Below are 21,102 nucleotides of genomic sequence, written 5' to 3'. Positions count from 1 at the left end.
GAGTGATTATATGGAGAATTTTATCTATCACAATCCAACGAAACTTATCTTTGGAAAAGGACAAATCGAAAGGCTGGCTGGCGAAATTCAGCCTTACGGAAGCCGTATTCTGATTGTATATGGCGGAGGAAGTATTAAACGAAATGGCATCTATGATCGTGTATTGGAAGAATTGAAAAAAATCAATGCGGAGGTGTTTGAGCTTTCTGGTGTAGAGCCTAACCCGCGTATTTCTACAGTACGGGAAGGCGTACGTATTTGCCGCGAACAGAGAATTGATTTTATCTTGGCTATCGGCGGAGGCAGCACCATTGACTGTACCAAAGCAATCGCTGCCGGCGCTGTAACGGATGCGGATATGTGGGATGTAGTGACGAAAAAAGAAAAGCCGGCAGGTGCACTGCCATTTGGAACGATACTCACTTTAGCTGCTACAGGCTCTGAGATGAATTCGGGCTCTGTTATTACCAATTGGGAAACCAACGAAAAGCATGGGTGGGGGTCTCCGTATACCTATCCAAAATTTTCTATTCTGGATCCTGTGCATACATTCTCTGTACCGCGTGATCAAACGATTTATGGATTGGTAGACATGATGTCGCATGTATTAGAGCATTATTTTCATCATGAAGAAAATACACCGATTCAAGACAGATGGTGTGAAGGTATTCTGTTGACCCTGATTGATGTAGGGCCGAAACTATTAGCAGACCCTGAAAATTATGCCTATCGCTCTACAGCAATGCTGGGAGGAACACTGGCCTTAAATAATATGCTGAATTTAGGCTATCGGGGTGATTGGGCAACGCATAATTTAGAGCATGCGGTGTCTGCTGTTCACGATATTCCGCATGGCGGCGGTTTAGCTATCCTATTCCCGAATTGGATGAGGTATGTGCTGGATGAGAGTAATGTACATCGCTTTAAGCAGCTTGCTGTCCGGGTCTTTGACGTAGATACCATAGGGAAATCGGATAAAGTAGTTGCCTTAGAAGGAATTGATAAGCTGCGTGAATTTTGGAATGAGCTAGGCGCCCCTTCCAAATTGGCAGATTATGATATTGACGAGTCTACGCTTGAAGAAATGGCGGAGAAAACCGTGGTGGCAAACCCGACATTCGGCAACTATCGTGCATTAACGAAAAAGGATTCCCTGGAGATTTTTAAAGAAAGTCTGTGATTTCCCGGGAAATGATGTTGAAATATGTAAAAGAGCTTGCAGTTATTCATAAACTGCAAGCTCTTCTTTAATTTGCAAACGTATTTTATCAAGACATTCTTCCGGTGTCTTGCCAAACACACGTTTATTATTTACTAATGCGTACGGTCGAACGGCACAAAGTCCGCAAAACGACAGGCATTCATTCATAAGAACCGCTACCTCAGGGAATTCTTTCTCTAAGATGGATTCAATATCTATAGTAGTGATGGCATTTCCGTCACATATTTCTACGACAACGATACCCATTGCTATCACTTTCTTTCTATAATAATTAACGCTACTTTTTTAGTTTTAGCATAATTATAGAAACAAATCAATATTTTTACCTGGATGAGAAAGTGTGCCAATGAGAATGCTTTGTATTCGGTTCATGTTCATAACGTAACCAGGCAACAAGCATGATAAAACCGCAAAGAATAAGCAGCAGGCCGGTTGTTAAAAAGACGGAAGAGAATCCCCAGGTTGCAGCGATGGTACCGCCAAGCATGGGACCGACAATGTTTCCGAAAAAGCGTAAACTTGTATCGTAGCCAAGCACTTCTCCTTGTGTAGACAGAGGTGCTTCTTTCCGGATATAAGCCACACGAATCGGGATAACTCCGCCAAGGAACAAACCGAGTAAGAATCGCATAATGACTAATTGCCAAATACTCGTAATGAACATGCCCGGCAAATAGACCAAGCCGGAAACAAACAGCATGATAATCAATATTTTCGTATAACCGTGCTTATCTCCAATCATTCCCCAGCGTCTGGTCATCAATAAATTTCCTACCCCTGTGGCGGAGAAGGCAATCCCTGCAAAGAATGCCAGATTGACCGGCCCATGAATTTCTTCAACAAATAATGATAAAATCGGTTGGACGCTGAAGTGAGCAATCTGTACAAGTGCAGACATTAATAAAACAATCAATAAGATTGGTTTACGCAGGATATACTGCAATACTTCCTTCCTGGAATAATTCTTTGTATCCTCTTCTTTTGAAAAGGTCACCTTCATTTCTTTCACTCCAAATATAACGAGCAATCCGGAGATAAAGATAGTGATTGCTACCCATTTAAAGGTGCTGGAATAACCAAATGCATCTGCCAGCGCCCCGCCTAATAAGGGGCCCATCAAAGAACCGGTGATAGTTCCGGTCTGCAGGGTGCCTAACACTTTTCCGGCAACTTCTTTAGGTGTCTGGGTTGCAATAAACGCCTGAGACATTGGAATAAATCCTGTGACGATTCCCATTAAAAAGCGCAAGAGAAATAACTGCCATACGGCTGTGACGAATCCCATTAAAAATACGGAAATTCCGATTCCTAATGCAGACATCACCATTAAACGCTTCCTGCCGAAGCGATCGCCGACTCTTCCCCAAATCGGGGCAAAGATAAATGCACTGATGAAAGTAACGGCAAAGGTTAATCCAGACCATGTCTGCACATAGGACGCAGAAAAGTTTCCCATGGACTGAATATATAAGGAAATAAAAGGCACAACCATCGTCATGCTTCCGCTAATAAAGAAATTAGCAAACCACATAATCACTAAGTTACGTTTTACTCCTGGGTGTGTATTAATAACGTTCAAACCTTCTTTCTGACATTGTAAGAACTGCAGATTCATGTACACTTATTGATTCAAGCATACAGCAGGGAAAACCCAATTTGCTGTATGCATTTTCGTTTTGAAATGGGATAAGCGCCTTTAGTACATATGAAAAAGGCATAAGTGCCAATGACCCATACCTTCTCTAAAACAATCTGCAGCCGTCCGTTTAAGTTGCATAAATGCATTACGCTATCACCATCTGTGGAATTCCTGCAATCTTAAAAAAAGGAGTGCCGAATTTCCAATAAATAATCCTACATTTATTTCGTTACTCCAAATATACACTAACACGAACTAAATGAAAAGGTATCTGCTTACAAAAAGGATTTATTTTAATGCTTCCATTTTCGCACATTAAAAAGTAACTTCATTTCCATAGAAACAGGGGTTGACCGTTCCTTCGATAACTCCATTGACAAAGAATAGAAGGTGAAGTGTAAAGCACCGCTGCGGCGAAAAGCGGAGTGGTTGGCCGGAGCGGAGCTACGCACCATCATCAATTCCAAAAAGGCCGAATATGTAACCCAAAAGCAAGCGTGGTAATCGAAAACAAGTTCATCCTGGAATACAAGATATATATGCTTATTCTTAAGTGTGAAAGTTGAGTTAACGTCATAAAAAAACGTTTTATCATAAAAAAGACAGGGAATCAGCAAGGATACATAGACAGTAATCCTATATGATAAAATATAGTTCCAAGCTTTTCCTATAGAAATAAATCAACTGTTAGAAGGCCCGGGAGCTGGCAGCATGTTTTTTTCTGCAGATTGTATTTAGCCGGCAGATGAAATTAATGTTTTAAAAACATGTAAACATTTTTCCTTCGGGTTATAATAGATGACGATAGATGCTCATCATAAATATCAAACGTAGGAGTTAAAAAACGCTTACGAAGAAAAGGAGTAAACAGAATGAATAAAAAGGTAGTATCCGTGCTGAAATACGTGGCACTAAGCTGCATATTATTTTTTAGTATCCTATTGCCAGTTTCAGCAGCTTCTAATACGACGATTATCTATGGGGAAAAACTCAGTGACAGTCAGCGGGCGGAAGTTCGGGAGGCTTTGGAAATCTCAGATGATGACACATATGAAGAACATGACGTTACAGGACAAGATTATGCTGATTTTATAAATGGAAATCCAGATGCAAATATGTATTCTTCTGCAGGAATTACGCTGGAGTCAAGCGGTTCCGGCCTGGAAGTGAATATATTAACACCCGATAATATTACGGAAGTAACCAGAGAAATGTATATGAACGCACTGTTAACAGCCGGAGCGGAAAATGCGACGGTAGATGTTGTTTCTCCAGTCAGAGTATCTGGTCATTCTGCATTGACAGGAATATACAAAGCCTATGATGTAGAAGGAGTAGAATTAGATCCGGAACGAATGGAATTAGCTAACGATGAGCTAGAAGTAGCAACTGATTTAGCAGATAATGAAGATATTAGTGATGAAGACGTAAGTACACTTTTAACAGAAATCAAAAAAATGATTGCTGAACAGAATCCAGTAACCAGAGAAGAAGTAGAACAAATCGTTAATGAGCAGCTTAACAATCTGGACATTCAGCTGAATGACGCCGACAGGCAGATGCTTATTGATTTAGTAAATCGAATGAGGGATTTAGAAATTGATTTTGGAGCAATGAGAGATCAACTCGAGAGTATTACAAATGACCTTGTCGAAAGAGCAGAGGATTTAGGTTTAGACAGGGGATTTTGGGAGAGAGTGGCGAACTTCTTTAGTGATATCTTCCGTTCCATTGCGAACTTTTTCAGCAGCTAATTGAATACTGGCAAGCAGTTGACGAAGAGCTCTCTAATCATAGAGGGCTCTTTTTTTATATTACAGAAACGAGCCTTCGACGTGGGTTTGTCATAATGCATACGCTTTACCGCTCTTCTATAACAAATATGTTACAAATGTAATAGTAAACAGGGCATATGTAATCATTGTAATTTACACTTAACCCTTCTGTAACTGTATTCTTCTGATTCCTGTGATAGGATAGTCATTGTGAAAAAACATAAGGAGGTTATCAGATGAGAAAACTCGTAGCAGCATTATCTGCTGGAATTATTATAACCGGTACAGCTGCAACAACAGTTTCCGCTGACGCAAATGAACACAAGGTAGAATCAGGAGAGAGCTTATGGAAGATTGCAGCTCAATATGATACAAGCGTGCAAAACTTACTTGATATAAATGATCTTAAATCAGAGGTAATTCACCCGAAAGATGTTATTAAGGTAAGTGAATCTGGTGAAGATGGAGAAGAAACAGTATACACAGTAGAAAAAGGGGACACCCTTTCAGCTATTGCTAAAGAATTCAATGTATCTGTCAGCGATATTAAAGAATGGAATAACCTTTCATCTGATATTATCGTAATCGGTAATGAATTATCAATAAATGGAACAGCTGAAGAAGCTGTAGCAGAGCAACCAGCAGTAGAGGAAGAACCAGCTGAGGAACCTGCAGCAGAAGAAGAAGCAACAGAAGAATCAGCTGAGGAGCCAGCAGTAGAAGAAGAGGCAGCTGAAGAGCCGGCTGCAGAGGAAAGCGAACCTGCTGTAGAGCAAACTTCTAATGAAGAAGCAGCTGCTTCTGAATCAGAAGAACAATCTTCAGATAATGGTTCTCCACAAGGCGAAACAATTTCTGTAGAAGCGACTGCATATACAGCAGATTGTAATGGATGTTCCGGAGTAACTGCAACTGGTGTAGATCTAAATCAAGATCCTAATGCGAAAGTAATTGCAGTAGACCCAAATGTTATTCCATTGGGAAGTGAAGTTTATGTAGAAGGTTATGGCTATGCAACTGCTGCTGATACTGGCGGTGCAATCAATGGAAACAAAATTGACCTTCACGTACCATCCCAAGACGAAGCAGTAAACTTTGGAAGACAACAAGTTAACGTAACAATCGTTGAATAAATCATATAAAAATAGCTTAAGAGTCTATAAAACTCTTAAGCTATTTTTTTTAGTTGAGAAAATAAATATAATAAAAAAGGGTCAACACCAAAATCTATGGTTGGAAAATATAATTAAATATGATAATAGCAATTACCAAGCGAAGGAAATACACGTAGACTCCTATGGGAATGCGCAGTGTGAAGACCCCGCAGAAAAAGTGGTCTTCTTTTTTCGAGGAGGCTGAAGACAAGCCCATGGAAAGCGTAGTGTATTTCCGTAGCGGCCGCTTACAGCAAATTTATATCTACTATGTTACCCATAGATTTTGGTGAAAAGCCATAAAAAAGGCATCATACTTTTGATTATATAAGCATGAGACCCCATGAAGTCATGATATTTAGCTGTCCGTATCTCGTAGTTATCACGCAGAGTTTTTCTGATATACATGCGTTTCATCTATTATCAACGATCATCTGATTTTTTCTTTACATTTTAAAAAGACGAATAAACATTTGCTGATATATTTTACACCCCAGAAAGCCGGCAGTGTTATCTTTATCAAATCCTTGGAATATCCTCTTTAATTCTGAAATTCGGTAGAAGTGGCAGCCGGGCTTTGTTCAATTTCTTCATTACTATCGTTATGAGCACTTGAATAGCCTAAAGCTCCTACTGCAGCAATGACAAAAATAAACAAAGTAAGTAGAACTTTTCGCATGTTTCTTTTCAACCCTCCATCATATATTTAAAGTATGTGTTCAAAAAAAGTTCACTCTATCGAAGCATCATTTTTTAAGAGACTTTTTGAACATCCTTTTTAATAATATTCAACTCTCTTAGTATAGGACAATATGGTCAAATTGGCTAGCAGGAAAAACATTAATTTTCATATATATTCGCTAATTCTGTGAATAACTGGATTGGGTTATTTATATGTTATACTTGAAAGGGATTACATTTTTGACAAAGAGTTGTCCGCAGACCCATGCGGTGCAAAGTTACATTTTACAATGCTTTAAAGGAGGAAAATAGGGTATGACAAGCCGAAAATTAGATCATTTTTTGGAATCAAATATAAATGATTTAAAGGAAAATGGTCTCTATAACGAAATTGATACTGTAGAAGGTGCAAATGGCCCGGAAATTACAATCAAAGGAGAAACATTAATCAATCTTTCTTCTAATAATTACTTAGGGCTTGCGACGCACCATGAATTAAAAGATGCAGCCAAGCAAGCTGTGGATTCCCATGGTGCCGGCGCTGGCGCTGTCCGCACGATTAATGGAACGCTTGACTTGCATATCGAATTGGAAAAGAGAATTGCTGCATTTAAAGGAACAGAAGCAGCTATCGCTTATCAATCTGGATTTAACTGTAATATGGCAGCGATTTCGGCTGTAATGGATAAAAATGATGCGATTCTATCGGATTCTTTAAACCACGCCTCTATTATTGACGGCTGTCGCTTATCGAAGGCGAAGATTATTCGATTTGAGCATTCAGATATGGCGGATTTACGTGCGAAAGCGAAGGAAGCGACAGAATCAGGGACATATAATAAAGTGATGGTAATTACGGATGGCGTATTCTCCATGGATGGAGATATCGCGAAGCTTCCGGAGATAGTGGAAATCGCTGAAGAATTTGATTTGATTACCTATGTAGATGATGCGCATGGCTCAGGAGTAACTGGTGACGGTGCAGGAACAGTAAAGCATTTTGGGTTGCAGGATAAAGTAGATTTTCAAATGGGTACGCTGTCGAAAGCAATTGGTGTTATCGGCGGTTATGTTGCAGGGAAACAATCATTAATCGATTGGTTGAAAGTCCGTTCCCGTCCATTCTTATTTTCTACAGCGGTATCTCCAGCAGATGCAGCTGCAAGCACAAGAGCAATTGAAATGCTCATGGAGAGTACAGAACTGAATGAAAAGCTCTGGGAGAATGGGAATTACTTGAAAGAAGGCTTGAAAAAGCTTGGTTTTGATATTGGCGACAGCGAAACACCAATCACACCTTGTATTATCGGTGATGAAAAACAAGCGCAGACATTTAGTAAAAGACTGTATGAAGAGGGCGTTTATGCGAAAGCAATCGTGTTTCCGACAGTGCCGAGGGGGACCGGGCGGGTTCGTAATATGCCGACAGCTGCGCATACGAAAGAAATGCTGGATCGAGCTATTGGCATTTATGAAAAAATCGGTAAGGAATTAAAACTTATATAAATTGAAGTAATAAATTACACTTTATTTTTCTTATAAAATGACGAAATAATGATTGAAAACGGTAACTAGCGACGGTTTTTGGTGGGGCGAGTAACCGCAGTCCCAGTCCCAGAAGAAAAACACGGAGACTCCTGGTCGACTAAGAACAGTCACGTCCTGTGACCAACGACCGACACTAGGACGTCTTGTCCGTTGTGGGAAGGCGCGGGGCATAAGTGCGACTTTAGCTCTGTCTGCGCCTGACGGCTTGCCAATCGCTAAGTCTTCTTTAAAGGAGATGAGCTCGGGGCCCGCGGAAAGCGTAGTGTTTTCTGGGGTTGCGATTACTCACCCCATGAAACCCGTTGTAGCGGTAGCTATTTATTTCAATTTATATATTTAAAAATAAGAGCGCATGTTCAAAAGGTTGATAGAAGAGCGGAGCATCTTTCCAACAGCTTTTTTGAACATCCTCTCAATGGAGGTTTTCCGAGATGAAAAAAATTTTAGTGACCGGTGCATTAGGCCAAATCGGATCAGAATTAACGGAGAAGCTTCGTAGTACATACGGCGAGGATAATGTCATTGCTTCCGATATCCGGAGACCGGAGCAGCCATCAGGAATATTTGAAGAAATCGATGTGACAAAGGAAAAGGAAATTTACGAGATTTCCAAAAAATACAAGGTGGATACGATTATTCATTTAGCTGCACTTTTATCTGCGAAGGCAGAGGCTTTTCCAAAAGTCGCCTGGGAAATTAATATGGGCGGACTGGTAAATGCACTGGAAGCTGCGAAGGAATTAGATTTAAAATTTTTCACACCAAGCTCAATCGGAGCTTTTGGACCAAGTACACCGAAAAATAATACCCCGCAGGATACGCTGCAGCGTCCGACGACGATGTATGGGGTGAATAAAGTAGCAGGAGAAATTCTTTGTGATTACTATTATTCCAGATTTGGGGTGGATACCAGGGGTGTTCGTTTTCCTGGTTTAATTTCCTATGTAACTTCTCCAGGAGGCGGCACGACAGACTACGCGGTGGAGGTGTATTATGAAGCACTTCGGACAGGAGCATATACCTCTTATATAGAAAAAGGAACGCGTATGGATATGATGTATATGCCAGATGCTTTACAAGCAATTATTCAACTGATGGAAGCAGATTCCGATCGCTTAAAGCATCGCAATGCCTTCAATATAACTGCGATGTCTGCTGCGCCGGAGCATTTTGAAGAAGCAATTCGCAAGCACATTCCTGATTTTACAATGGATTATCAGGTAGACCCGGTCAGACAAGGAATTGCAGAGAGCTGGCCGGATTCGATTAATGCAGATGCTGCGAAAGAAGAATGGGATTTTGAAGCAGCATATGATATGGACGCAATGACGGTGGATATGCTGGAGAAAGTTCGTGAGAAAATAAAGAAGAATAGTGCATAACAGGACAAAATGATTCCAGGCTTTCAAGTAAAAAGACGCACTTATATTTCAAACATTTAAACTACTTCTTTTATATCAGAAGCCTTTTTACTATTTTTTGACTGCTGTAAAGGAAGTATCTCAGTATAATTAAAAAAACCGCCTTATGTCCAGGTTAATCGATGACGACCATGGACATAAGGTGGTTTTCAATAATACTACGGATGTAAGACGGGGTATAGCGTTCTGGATTAAATAATGCATGGATAGCCAGCCCATCGAGTAAACTATACAATTTCTCTAATTCAATATCTCTAGAAATATTTTTTTTCAATAAGTCATTTTCTTCTAAAGTCGTTAAAACTAATTCAATAACTTTTAAAACATCATCGTAATTGAGATCAAATCCATCCTCTTTTCGACCATGAGTAATAAAGGCAAACCAAACCTCCATTTCCTTTCTTGAAATGTCATTATAAGGAGTTATCTCCATAAGAAGCTGAACCAATTTTTCTAAAACTGGCAGATCTTTCTCCATAATTTTTTTAATCCTAACCCCCACGTTTTCTTTTAATAATTCCATTGCAAATTTAAGAAGTTCTTTACGAGTAGGAAAATAGTACCTGAGAGTGGATTGAGAAATTCCGGTTTCTTCTGCTATTTTTCGTGTCGTTGCATGTTCAATCCCCTTTTGAGATATAATTTCCCATGTAGATTTTGCTATTTGTTCCCGACGTTTGCTATGGTCAACTTTTTTTGGCATAGAATAATTGTATCAGATAAAAAGAGAAAAACAAATTTTTTTCGCTCAATTGAGTTATTAAAATTGCGCGTTCGTTTGCAGCTATGATAAAATCTTTTTAGCTCAATTGAACTAAAAAAGTTTGCTTAGCTAAATACTCAAGTCAAACGATGGAATGAATTTTAGAACAACCAAAAAAGCTTTAGACAGCGAAGGGGCAGATGGGATGAAGGGGCAGGAAAATCGAATAAGATTATTAGATGTGTTAAGAGGCTTTGCGATTATCGGCACGTTAGGAACGAATATCTGGTTGTTTGCTCAGCCGGGGAATATTATGACTGTTTTTTCAAATGCAAATTGGTGGGAAAGCTTAGAGTCTTTTCTGCAAGCTTTCCTATCTGTATTTGTTAATGGTAAATTTTTAAGCTTATTGACTATTATGTTCGGAATTGGTTTGGAGTTGAAATATCGTAAAGCTGCAAGAGAAGGTCTTCCGTGGATTCGCCTGTATTTATGGACGATGTTTCTGCTGTTTTTAGATGGTTTATTACATTTTATTTTTGTGTTTGAATACGACATTCTAATGAGTTATGCAATTACAGGAATGATCGTTGCCTTCATTATTCGTTATCGTGAAGAAATGATGAAGAAAACGATGATAGTATCAGCAATTATTCATCTCACGGGCGTAATGCTGCTGTCGATAGCATGGTTCTTCTTAATAAAAGAAGCGTCATTTCTAAATGAAATGGCGAGAATGTCTCAAGAAACAAGTAATTTATACTCCAATCAGAGTTATTGGCAACAAGTACAATTTAGAATCCGAGACTTTTGGGGGTTAAGGGTAGAGGCTATTCTAATAATCTTTATGAATATCACCTTGTATATTTTAGGGATTCGGTTATTTCGTGCAGGTGCATTTTCAAATAACGAAAATGGGCAGCGTCTCCGAAAAAAATTAATGATATATGGTCTCGGTATTGGAATACCATTAAATTTACTTACGTTAGTACCGGGCGGATATTTTGATATTGCCTCCCGGTATGTATTTGCTCCGATTTTGGCATTAGGCTATATTGGCTTATTCGCTTGGGTACTGAAAATAAAAATAGCTCCATGGCTGATTAATCGATTTGAATCTATAGGAAAAACTGCATTAAGCTGTTATATATTACAAAATATAGTGGCATCAATTATCTTTTATGGCTGGGGGGCAGGGGTGGCTCCGGTGTCTTCCGCTTATACTGTAATTGTTTATTGGATTCTTATTACAATAGTGATGATGATAACTGCTGAACTTTTTATGAAGTATTTAGGTACAGGTCCGTTGGAATACTTGTGGAGAAAATTATCATATTCTCCATTTAAAAAATAAAGTGATCCATTATACAATCAAATTTCAAAGCATAACTAAAAGTTTACATGAGGCAATGGGTTGACTCTTTAAACGCAGGGGCGCTAACTCCCTGAATTACTTAGGATAACGCAGTGGAAAAATATATAAATTCTAACTCTAAAATAAGAGGTTATTTACTAATAACAGCTTTTATATGTACTAAAGAGAAAGAAACTGCTGCACAATCATGTAATCGATTGTGCAGCAGTTTCTTTTCTAATGTTTCTTATAACAAGCTTCTATTTATGCCGTTCTATACATTTCATTCACTTGCTTTTGCAGCTTTTTATCCTGTACATATTCATCATAAGCCATTTCTTTATCCACGATGCCATTCGGAGTAATCTCCATAATACGATTTGCGATACTGTTGATAAATTCATGGTCATGTGATGTAAAGACAAGAGATCCTTTGAATTTAACAAGCCCATTATTTAATGCTTGAATGGATTCAAGGTCAAGGTGGTTTGTCGGCTCATCCAAAATAAGCACATTCGCTTCGGAAAGCATCATTTTAGAAAGCATACAGCGGACCTTTTCGCCTCCGGACAGTACATTTGCTTTTTTCTTCGCTTCTTCTCCGGAAAATAACATTCTACCTAAGAAACCGCGCAGAAATGTTTCTGTTTCGTCCTCCGGAGAGTATTGACGCAGCCAATCCACTAACGATAAGTTTACACCGTCAAAGAACTCGGAATTATCTTTCGGGAAATAGGACTGGGAAGTCGTGATTCCCCATTTGTAAGAACCTTCGTCCGGCTCTAATTCTCCGGCAATAATCTGCAATAGCGTGGTATTGGCAATATCATCCTTGCCAACAAGCGCTACTTTATCATTCGGATTTAGTGTGAAGTTAATCTTATCCAGTACTTTCACACCATTAATCGTTTTAGATAAATCTTTTACTTGTAATAAATCATTTCCAATTTCACGCTCTGGGGTAAAGGCGATATATGGATATTTTCTAGATGACGGCTTAATATCGTCCAGCGTAATATTATCAAGCATTTTCTTACGTGACGTTGCCTGCTTCGACTTCGAAGCGTTCGCACTAAAACGGGCGATAAATTCTTTTAACTCTTTAATTTTCTCTTCTTTTTTCTTATTAGATTCTTGAGCCATACGGGATGCAAGCTGGCTGGACTCGTACCAGAAATCATAGTTTCCAACGTAAAGTTGAATTTTCCCATAATCGACATCTGCAATTTGCGTACATACTTTATTTAAAAAGTGACGGTCGTGGGATACAACGATAACCGTATTTTCAAATTGAATCAAAAATTCTTCCAGCCATTGAATTGCCTGAATGTCTAATCCGTTTGTCGGCTCATCCAGAAGAAGAATATCCGGATTGCCGAATAAGGCTTGCGCAAGTAATACTTTTACCTTTTGTTCTTCAGGAATCTCAGCCATTTTTAAATCATGAACAGATTCTTCTACACCAAGTCCTTTCAGAAGCACGGCAGCATCGGACTCTGCTTCCCATCCGTTCATTTCTGCAAATTCACCTTCCAGCTCAGCAGCACGAATGCCATCTTCTTCGCTGAAGTCTGCTTTCATATAAATTGCATCTTTCTCCTGCTTTACATTATATAAACGCTCATGGCCCATCAAGACAGTCTCTAAAACAGGGTGCTCTTCGTAAGCATAGTGATCCTGTTTTAAAACTGTCAGACGCTGTCCGGGTGTCAGTGATACATTACCGGATTGCGGCTCGATTTCACCTGAGAGAATTTTCAGGAAAGTAGATTTCCCTGCACCATTTGCTCCAATCACACCATAGCAATTTCCAGGGGTGAATTTTAAATTAACATCTTCAAAAAGCTTCTTATCACCATATCGTAAACTAACATTAGTTACTGTTAACATATTTTATATTGCCTCCAAAAAATCGTTATCAGAATAAGCTTACGTTATTTGAGATAACAATGCAAGATAAGACGGTTAAATAATTGATGTCGTATCCTATAATTTAAGGTGAGCAGAGAAATAGACCGGAAGGCTTAGTCAAAAATATGACGCTGGGTTATTACAGGAAGGTAAAATAACAGGTATCATCAAAGTAAGTTAAGGAAATATGTTATTCATTATCCTCTAAAACCGGGTTGGGAAGCAAAGAGGTGTGAATGCCAGCAAAAAATGGTACACAAGCGGGATGCCAATTCAGATTATTTTCATATACTAGGAAATAAGAACATGCTGAAGAAATATCGATAGATGAAAGCAAGCGACCGAAAGGAATCTGATGCTGCGATGAAAAAGTACAAGGCGTATCGAAAGCATATTAAGAAAAAATCATGCCGATTTAGAACAGCCAATGAAACTTTTTTTAAATGTAATACGTAAATAAATGGTAGAAGAACAATTTATATAGAAGAGAAAAAAATGAACACGACATTTCCTCATTAATGAAGGATGCAGTGATTTGAAAAAAGCAATTTTGCTGAAAAACGTTAGGTTTACTAGTTTACCTAATTTTTTGTATCAGCTGTTGTATATTAAAAAGCTTTTGTATATATTAATAAAAAGGGGTATGTCCAAAGAGGGGGAACACGTAGATGAAAAGCAAGTCGGTTTATTTGCTGTTTACCGATACAGGAAGCTATCTGTCACGATTAATTCATCTGTATACCCATGAGCCTTTAAACCATGTTTCTATAGCTTTAGATAGAGAATTAACAGAAGTTTATAGCTTTGGGAGAAAACAGCCTAATAACCCATTTATCGGCGGCTTTGTGAAGGAGGATATTTTCTCGCCGTACTTAAATCAGTCCAGGTGTGAAATTTACGAGCTTAAAGTCACTGAAAAAGAATATGAATATATTAAAACCTTTATTCAGCATATAGAGATTGATAAAGAGAAATACCGTTATAATTTTATCGGTCTGTTCGGGGTTATGATGAAAATAAAAATTACACGGCAGACAGCCTTTTTTTGCTCACAGTTTGTGGCAACCATTTTACAAAATGTAACGAGCCTTCCGCTGACAAAAGATCCTTATTTTACAACACCAGAGGATATTCGGAGTGCTCCTAATTTAAAGCTTATCTATGAAGGGGTATTATTACATTATAAAGACATAGATTCGTTATCACTGACAGAACAGCCATCATTATCTTATATTTCTAATTTATAAATGTCATGATAAGGCATCTAAAAAGCACAGCGTCTCACTGGAGGCGCTGTGCTTTTTTGGGTTTCATTCAAACAAGTCCTGCATCGCGTCCATGCTGACATCTTGAATGCCAAGAGTTTCATAAGGGACGACAAGTTTCATGGTAATATTATTTGCTTCTAAGTCCATATGGTGTACAGCAACATCGAAATTCCCCTGTAATTCCATATCAGTAACAGCTACATAAATTTCCTGGCTGTCTGGATCAATAGTTACCCATTCAGGCATTGGCAAAAAGCGATCCATATATTCCATGATTTTTTTGTTCGGCAGCTCTAACAGTCCAACGGATATCGACTTTTGCTGTAGGATAAGGTCCCCATTTGCCTGTTCAATCGGTTCAAAACGGACGGATAAAGGCACCGTAGAGGAGAAAACAGGCAGTTCTCCCATCAGATGCACATCATCTTCAAGCAAAATACGGTAATGATGCTCTGTTCCCTCCAGTAATTTTTCAATATAAGCATTGACTAGATTATTTAAGTTTTGCTTGGTTGTCTGAATATAAAACTCAGAGCTTTCCTGCTCGTCTATCATGGTATTTGGAGGGAATGCATTATTGGAAACCGGCCAAAAAATAAGTACCAGCAGAACCAGCAGGATAAGGCCGTTAAAGATGAGGAGACCGAAAAACCCGGCCCTCCATTTATTATTGATTTTTATTTGTCTGTTCTTTATTCTCATTATGTTTTCATCCCAACTTAATTAAAATATTCCAGAATACGTTCAGCCATTAAATAATATCCGTCATAATTAGGGTGGAAATTATCTTCTGCAAATAAGTCTGCAGCATCGTCATCAAATAAATCATCAATTGGAACAAAAGTGCTGTTTTCATTTTCGCTGACAATTTCTCTTCCGATATCATTCCAATTCAGAACGATTTGATCCAATTCCGGGATATCCTCAAAATAATTTTTAAAAGGATTAAATATACCTAATAGATAAATAGAAGCATCCTCATTAAGGGAACGGATCGTATCAAATATCTCATGTAATCGTTCTTCATAGGATGTTTGTTCTTCATTGAAATAGCTGATCTCTAAATCCATGATATTTTCCTTCAGTACTTGCATAATATCATTCGCACCGATGGTTATGATAATCATATCTGCTTCTTCTAAAGCCTCAGCTAATGCAGGTTCTTCCTCCAGACGGTGAAGCAGCTGGTCCGTTCGGTTTCCGCGCTTTCCGAAATTTTGAAAATGAACGTTGGTATCAAGAACCTGGAGTGTTCTGTCTAATATCCCGACATACCCTCCCTGATCTGTATCGTCCCCTACCCCTTGCGTCAGGGAGTCTCCGAGTGCCACAATATCTACATCTTCCTCCGAAGCAAATTCAAATGTATTTTCTAAATCTTCGTCGACAGCGATTGGAGTATTTTCCTGCTCTTCAACGTCCCCCATAACCTCTTCGCTCTCTTCGGGTGTTTCTTCCTCATTTTCTGTTTCTTCAGGCGTAATTTGTTCTCTTAATGCTTCTTCTTTTTCCCGTTGTTCCGAGTTTAATTGAAAATAGGGCAGCTGTAAAATTGCAAAAACAGCAATAGCGGTAATCAGAGTGGAGCTAATGAGAATAAACCATTTCTTTTTCGTCATTTTCATCATCACACCTACGTGTTCTTTTCTTCTAGTTTATGTTGGAACAAATAAAATTACCTAAGAATACGAAAAGGAAATTAAATTTGTTATATGTGTATTTGCAAAATGGATTGGTAAAGTTTCATAGAATATATGCGTCTTCTTATAGTCTTATTTTAATCAAGGATAATCAATACTAAACAGATTAAATGAAAAACGCCTTCTAATTTTTAAGCTAGAAGACGTAACCACATTATAGTATAACATAAAACGAAACATCAATCAGTGGGAGTGTTGTTTTTCTCCATGATAAAATTACCCGCCTTTCTTAACAATAAAACATGGAAATGTTCTATAAAAGAAAGGCGGGGAAGGATGTTATTTTTGTATTTAACGTCCGGAGCTGCGTAATTCAAGAGCAAATTGCGCCGGCTGAACGGTCGAAAGAATAAACACTTCAGATGATACTTCAGGAGCAGAAGCTGTGAATAAAATCGTGCCCTGATAAGCTGCGTTTTCTTCTGGTGTCTGTTTACCTTCCTGCAGCCATATTGCATCAGCTCCTGTTAATATATCTGTTGTCACTTCATCGATATCTGCCGCAGGAATTACCTCATAGCCTAATTTATAGAGAGGAACAATTTCTTCGTCCGCGATGCCGACAGTAATAATCCGCTTTTTGCGGACACCTTCGCTGCGGTCAAATGGGGATTGAAGTAAATTTTGCACTGCTATTTCCTCGGCTGATTTTTGATTGCCCTGTGATTTTCCTGTTGCTTTATCAATGGCTTGATCCAAGTCAGCTACAATATCGTCAAATGACTCTAAACCAATGGATAAACGGACCAATTCTTCCGTTGTACCGCTTTTTGCCAAGTCCTCATCTGTCAATTGCTGATGGGTTGTAGAAGCAGGGTGGATAATAAGCGATTTGGCATCCCCCACATTGGCGACATGAGACCAGAGCTGCACATTATCGATTAGAGTACGGCCTGCTTCTCGTCCGCCTTCAATACCAAATGTAATAACTGACCCAAAACCGCCCTTTAAGTATTTTTTAGCAAGCTGATGGGAGGGATGTGATTCCAGCCCCGGGTAGTTGATCCATTCTACAGCAGGGTGATTTTCCAGGTAAGCTGCTATTTTTTCTGCATTTTCGCTATGCTTCCTGATGCGTAAGTGTAAAGTTTCCAGGCCTTGCAGTAATAAAAAGGCATTTTGCGGACTAAGCGCAGGTCCGATGTCACGTAATAATTGGACGCGCAGCTTGGTAATGAATGCAGCAGGACCTAAATCCGCATATTTTAAGCCATTATAGCTCTCATCCGGCTCGATAAAATCAGGGAATTTATCATTATTCCAATCAAATCTGCCGCTGTCGACAACGACACCGCCGATGGTTGTGCCATGTCCGCCAATCCATTTCGTGGCGGAGTGAACCACAATATCCGCACCCCAGGTTAACGGCTTGGCAAAATAAGGGGCAAATGTATTATCAATAATTAAAGGAATGCGATGATTATGAGCAATATCAGCCACCGTTTCGACATCAAAAACATATAAACTTGGATTAGTGATGATTTCTCCAAAAATTGCTTTTGTTTTATCTGTAATTGCAGCCTCAATAGCATCCGGGTCAGTTCCATCTACAAATTTTACATTGATTCCATAACGGGGGAGCGTGTTGGCAAATAAGTTATACGTCCCGCCATATAGATTGCTGTCCGCGATAATCTCATCACCGGCACGGGTGATATTTAAAATCGCCATCGTAATAGCTGCCATCCCGGAAGCTAGACCTAAAGCACCGACTCCGTCTTCTAATTGTGCAATCCGCTGCTCAAATGTATCTACCGTCGGATTCATAATTCGAGTATAGATATTACCTGGCTCTGCTAATCCAAATAAGTTTTGTGCATGCTCTGTATCACGAAAAACATAAGAGGTTGTTTGATAGATTGGAACAGCACGTGCTCCGGTTGTCGGGTCTGGAACCTGCCCCCCGTGTAACAAAATCGTTTCGTCTTGCTGTACTGGATAGTTTGACATTGTATTTCCTCCCTTTTTATTGAAAACACTCTTTTACCTGAAAAAAGCTCTCTTCTATAATGAAGAGAGCTCTGATAACTGACTTAGAACCCTCTCTTATCTTTCAGATGATATATCTGTAGGATGGAGCACCTGAATGTTCAAGTTGCCGGGCTTCACAGGGCCTATTCCCTCCGCCGCTCTTCATAAGAGATTCTGCTAAATATTTTGAAATTACTTGCGAGTATATAGTTTTACAGGTTAAAAGTCAAGTGTTTTACTAGGGATTAATAGATGAAATAAAGTGAATCTTCCTTCAGCGGGGATTTCTTTCATCCTTACTGAAGGAATTATCACAAAAGTATGACCTAAAGGCCTTTGGACGAACCGGGCCGTTACTGGCTGAAAACTATGCCTTTCTTCTTTTTCTCCGCGGTGCATCCCGGTAAATACTGGCCATATAGATAATAAGTGCAGCCCAAATCAAAGCAAAGGTAATCATATGATGTACCGTAAAGGTTTCATTATATAGAAATACCCCCAGAAAGAACATAATTGTCGGTGCCACATATTGTAAAAAGCCAACCATTGCCAATGGAATCCGTTTGGCCCCTGCAGCAAACAGCAGTAAAGGTATTGCTGTAACACCCCCCGCGCCTATAAGTAAAAGATTGTCCGATGTAAACAAAGGAGAAAAAGTAAAAGATCCTTCTGACGGAACAAATAGTAAATACAATAGAGCAATCGGAGCCACTACAAGTGTTTCAATAGTAAGTCCATACATTGCATGCAGATGGAGTGTTTTTTTAATCAATCCATAAAAGCCAAAGGTGATGGCCAATAACAGCGAAATCCAAGGGAACACACCATAGCTCAGTGTTAAATAAAGTACGCCGATACCGGCAAGGATGAACGATAAGACCTGTCCTTTCGTTGTCTTTTCTTTCAATACAAATACCGCTAATAAAATGCTGATCAAAGGATTGATATAGTACCCTAAGCTGGCCTGCAGCACATGTCCATGCTGAACCGAAAAAATAAATAGAAACCAGTTAATAGATATAACGATGGAAGCTGTAATGATAGCGATGGTTTTCTTTTTATCTTTTTTCAGCTCGTGGACCGTTTCAATCAGTTCACGCCAATTACCTGTCACCAGTACTAAAAAAATCATGAAAATTAAGCTCCAGACAATCCGGTGGGCTAGTACTTCGCCAGCTGGAACATGTTCAAGAAACTTCCAATAGATTGGAAAGATTCCCCATAATAAATAAGCAGCAAAGGTAATAACCGCTCCCTGTTGTAAAGATTTATCCTCCATTATCCATTCCTGCCTTCTGAAAAAATTAAACTAAAACCAATATTAAAACTTTATGAGGCAGGAAGCAATAACTTTTAAATAATGTATTCCGTAAAACGAAGCTTCATGGAGCGGGAGCTTTGTTTTCTTTGTACGAAATATTAGATATTTTTTTGAGCCGGAAACATTTCCAACAGCACAGGAATACTTTATCATAAAGAGAGAGACTTATCTGAATTATTACCTTTATCAGGATCGGGGAGAATATAAATGAGCAAAAAGTTTAAACATATGGAAACAGCAATGATTCACGAAGGGTACGATTCCAAAGAGCTGCTTGGCAGTTTAACACCGCCCATTTTTCAAACATCTACATTTACCTTTGACACAGCGGAGCAGGGGGAGGCACGTTTTGCCGGAGAGGAAGAAGGACATGTCTATACGCGTGTCAGTAATCCGACCGTGCAAATACTGGAACAAAAGCTGGCCGCATTGGAAAAGGCTGAAAAAGGACTGGCATTTGCCTCGGGGATGGCTGCCATATCTGCCGTTTTGATTGCACTCACCAAAGCAAATGACCATATTATTTGCTCGTCCGGACTATACGGCTGTACCTTTGGACTGTTGTCGATGATGGATAAAAAATATAATATCCAGACAGATTATATAGCTATGACAGATGCGGAAAGTATAGAGGGAAAAATCAGGCCAGAAACAAAGGTATTTTATATTGAGACGCCGATTAACCCGACAATGGAAGTAATTGATTTGAAATTAGTGATTGATATTGCTAAGCGGCATAATATTTTAGTTGTGGTGGATAATACATTTTCTACACCGTACCTGCAGCGTCCGTTGGAATTGGGGGCAGATGTGGTAGTGCATAGCGCGACAAAATATTTAAGCGGTCATGGTGATGTGATTGCGGGCATCGCCGCAGGAAATAACGAATTAATGGAGCAAATCGCAGCAACGACGCAAAAGGATATTGGCGGTGTGCTTTCGCCGTTTGATGCCTGGCTGGTTGTTCGCGGAATGAAGACATTGCCGCTCCGAATGGATAAACATTCGGATAATGCCCTGCAAATTACAGAAAAACTAAAGCAGCATCCAAAGATTAAGCATGTATTTTATCCGGGTGATCCGGATGCGGAAGGCTATTCAATTATGAAAAAACAAATGAAATCTGGCGGAGGCACCTTATCTTTTGAGATAGACGGCGGAAAGAAAGAAGCGCAGACTTTTCTGAATAAACTTCAATTTATAAACATCGCTGTCAGTCTTGGAGATACAGAAACATTGATTCAGCATCCGGCAACCATGACACATGCTGTGATTCCTGATGAACAACGCCGGAAAATGGGAATAACAGACGCTCTGATTCGGTTATCTGTCGGAATAGAGGCATGGCAGGATATTTGGGAGGACTTGGAGCAGGCGCTGACATAATTAAAATAGGGGATTCAGTTATTTGCCGGAAAAAGAACGTTTTATATA

The 21,102-nt window shown here is 39.3% G+C and carries 17 protein-coding genes and 1 riboswitch; of the genes, 8 read left to right on the top strand and 9 right to left on the bottom strand.

All coding sequences use genetic code 11. The annotated features are described in order from the left end of the window. Positions 1–10 precede the first annotated feature (10 nt). Positions 11–1,180, top strand: coding sequence for an iron-containing alcohol dehydrogenase (locus tag ACZSMY_RS15540; RefSeq protein ID WP_193064780.1), 1,170 nt, complete (start codon positions 11–13; stop codon positions 1,178–1,180). Positions 1,181–1,222: 42 nt separating this feature from the next. Here the strand turns inward: ACZSMY_RS15540 and ACZSMY_RS15535 are convergent, their stop codons facing one another. Then, a complete protein-coding gene (locus ACZSMY_RS15535) occupies positions 1,223–1,468 on the bottom strand; it encodes a YuzB family protein (RefSeq protein ID WP_042529296.1) in 246 nt (81 codons plus the stop codon). Between the two features lie 76 nt (positions 1,469–1,544). Beyond that, positions 1,545–2,753 carry an MFS transporter gene (locus tag ACZSMY_RS15530; protein WP_465148002.1) on the bottom strand — a complete coding sequence of 403 codons (1,209 nt, stop codon included), beginning with the start codon at positions 2,751–2,753 and terminating at the stop codon, positions 1,545–1,547. Positions 2,754–3,733: 980 nt separating this feature from the next. Here ACZSMY_RS15530 and ACZSMY_RS15525 point away from each other — a divergent pair. Further along, on the top strand, positions 3,734–4,615 hold the full coding sequence (locus ACZSMY_RS15525) for a DUF1002 domain-containing protein (RefSeq protein ID WP_042529298.1): 882 nt from the start codon (positions 3,734–3,736) through the stop codon (positions 4,613–4,615). A 257-nt stretch (positions 4,616–4,872) separates the two neighbouring features. Next, the gene (locus ACZSMY_RS15520; RefSeq protein ID WP_465147953.1) at positions 4,873–5,769 is read left to right on the top strand and encodes a 3D domain-containing protein; all 897 of its coding nucleotides are present in this window, start codon (positions 4,873–4,875) and stop codon (positions 5,767–5,769) included. A gap of 562 nt (positions 5,770–6,331) precedes the next feature. Here the strand turns inward: ACZSMY_RS15520 and ACZSMY_RS15515 are convergent. Continuing rightward, positions 6,332–6,469 carry a hypothetical protein gene (locus ACZSMY_RS15515; RefSeq protein WP_175296993.1) on the bottom strand — a complete coding sequence of 46 codons (138 nt, stop codon included), beginning with the start codon at positions 6,467–6,469 and terminating at the stop codon, positions 6,332–6,334. Between the two features lie 317 nt (positions 6,470–6,786). Between ACZSMY_RS15515 and ACZSMY_RS15510 the strand changes: the two genes are divergently transcribed. Together ACZSMY_RS15510 and ACZSMY_RS15505 are read left to right on the top strand one after the other, a co-directional pair. Then, entirely contained in the window at positions 6,787–7,977 is a 1,191-nt protein-coding gene (locus ACZSMY_RS15510; RefSeq protein WP_193064778.1) for a glycine C-acetyltransferase, read from the top strand. A 473-nt stretch (positions 7,978–8,450) separates the two neighbouring features. Continuing rightward, complete coding sequence (locus ACZSMY_RS15505) at positions 8,451–9,401, top strand: L-threonine 3-dehydrogenase (protein ID WP_256705242.1); 951 nt, start codon at positions 8,451–8,453, stop codon at positions 9,399–9,401. A 154-nt stretch (positions 9,402–9,555) separates the two neighbouring features. Here ACZSMY_RS15505 and ACZSMY_RS15500 read toward each other — a convergent pair whose 3' ends face one another. After that, positions 9,556–10,143, bottom strand: a complete 588-nt coding sequence (locus ACZSMY_RS15500; RefSeq protein WP_042529306.1) for a TetR/AcrR family transcriptional regulator — start codon at positions 10,141–10,143, stop codon at positions 9,556–9,558. A 205-nt stretch (positions 10,144–10,348) separates the two neighbouring features. Here ACZSMY_RS15500 and ACZSMY_RS15495 point away from each other — a divergent pair, with 205 nt between their 5' ends. Then, the gene (locus tag ACZSMY_RS15495; protein ID WP_042529308.1) at positions 10,349–11,497 is read left to right on the top strand and encodes a DUF418 domain-containing protein; all 1,149 of its coding nucleotides are present in this window, start codon (positions 10,349–10,351) and stop codon (positions 11,495–11,497) included. Between the two features lie 264 nt (positions 11,498–11,761). Here ACZSMY_RS15495 and ACZSMY_RS15490 read toward each other — a convergent pair whose 3' ends face one another. Next, a complete protein-coding gene (locus tag ACZSMY_RS15490) occupies positions 11,762–13,387 on the bottom strand; it encodes an ABC-F family ATP-binding cassette domain-containing protein (RefSeq protein ID WP_332094094.1) in 1,626 nt (541 codons plus the stop codon). 689 nt (positions 13,388–14,076) lie between these two features. On the opposite strand from ACZSMY_RS15490, the gene ACZSMY_RS15485 reads away from it, so the two are divergent. Then, entirely contained in the window at positions 14,077–14,655 is a 579-nt protein-coding gene (locus ACZSMY_RS15485; RefSeq protein WP_042529313.1) for a hypothetical protein, read from the top strand. Positions 14,656–14,718: 63 nt separating this feature from the next. Here ACZSMY_RS15485 and ACZSMY_RS15480 read toward each other — a convergent pair whose 3' ends face one another. The 4 genes from ACZSMY_RS15480 to rarD form a co-directional block, all read right to left on the bottom strand. After that, positions 14,719–15,378 carry a YpmS family protein gene (locus ACZSMY_RS15480; protein ID WP_042529315.1) on the bottom strand — a complete coding sequence of 220 codons (660 nt, stop codon included), beginning with the start codon at positions 15,376–15,378 and terminating at the stop codon, positions 14,719–14,721. A gap of 17 nt (positions 15,379–15,395) precedes the next feature. Continuing rightward, positions 15,396–16,295 (bottom strand): SGNH/GDSL hydrolase family protein, encoded by a 900-nt coding sequence (locus ACZSMY_RS15475; RefSeq protein WP_244882322.1) that lies wholly within the window; start codon positions 16,293–16,295, stop codon positions 15,396–15,398. Between the two features lie 372 nt (positions 16,296–16,667). Continuing rightward, entirely contained in the window at positions 16,668–18,326 is a 1,659-nt protein-coding gene (locus ACZSMY_RS15470; RefSeq protein WP_042529319.1) for an O-acetylhomoserine aminocarboxypropyltransferase/cysteine synthase family protein, read from the bottom strand. Positions 18,327–18,419: 93 nt separating this feature from the next. Next, a riboswitch (SAM riboswitch) is annotated at positions 18,420–18,518 on the bottom strand. Between the two features lie 196 nt (positions 18,519–18,714). After that, positions 18,715–19,626: an EamA family transporter RarD gene (gene rarD / locus ACZSMY_RS15465; protein ID WP_042529321.1), complete on the bottom strand. Its 912-nt coding sequence runs from the start codon at positions 19,624–19,626 to the stop codon at positions 18,715–18,717. 249 nt (positions 19,627–19,875) lie between these two features. Between rarD and megL the strand changes: the two genes are divergently transcribed. Beyond that, positions 19,876–21,054 carry a methionine gamma-lyase gene (gene megL / locus ACZSMY_RS15460; RefSeq protein WP_042529323.1) on the top strand — a complete coding sequence of 393 codons (1,179 nt, stop codon included), beginning with the start codon at positions 19,876–19,878 and terminating at the stop codon, positions 21,052–21,054. The last annotated feature ends 48 nt before the right edge of the window (positions 21,055–21,102 follow it).

It is taken from the genome of Oceanobacillus sp. B139/18 (genome assembly GCF_055524595.1).
Note: the sequence above shows the minus strand (reverse complement) of the source record. Positions and strands in the feature narration are given on the sequence as shown.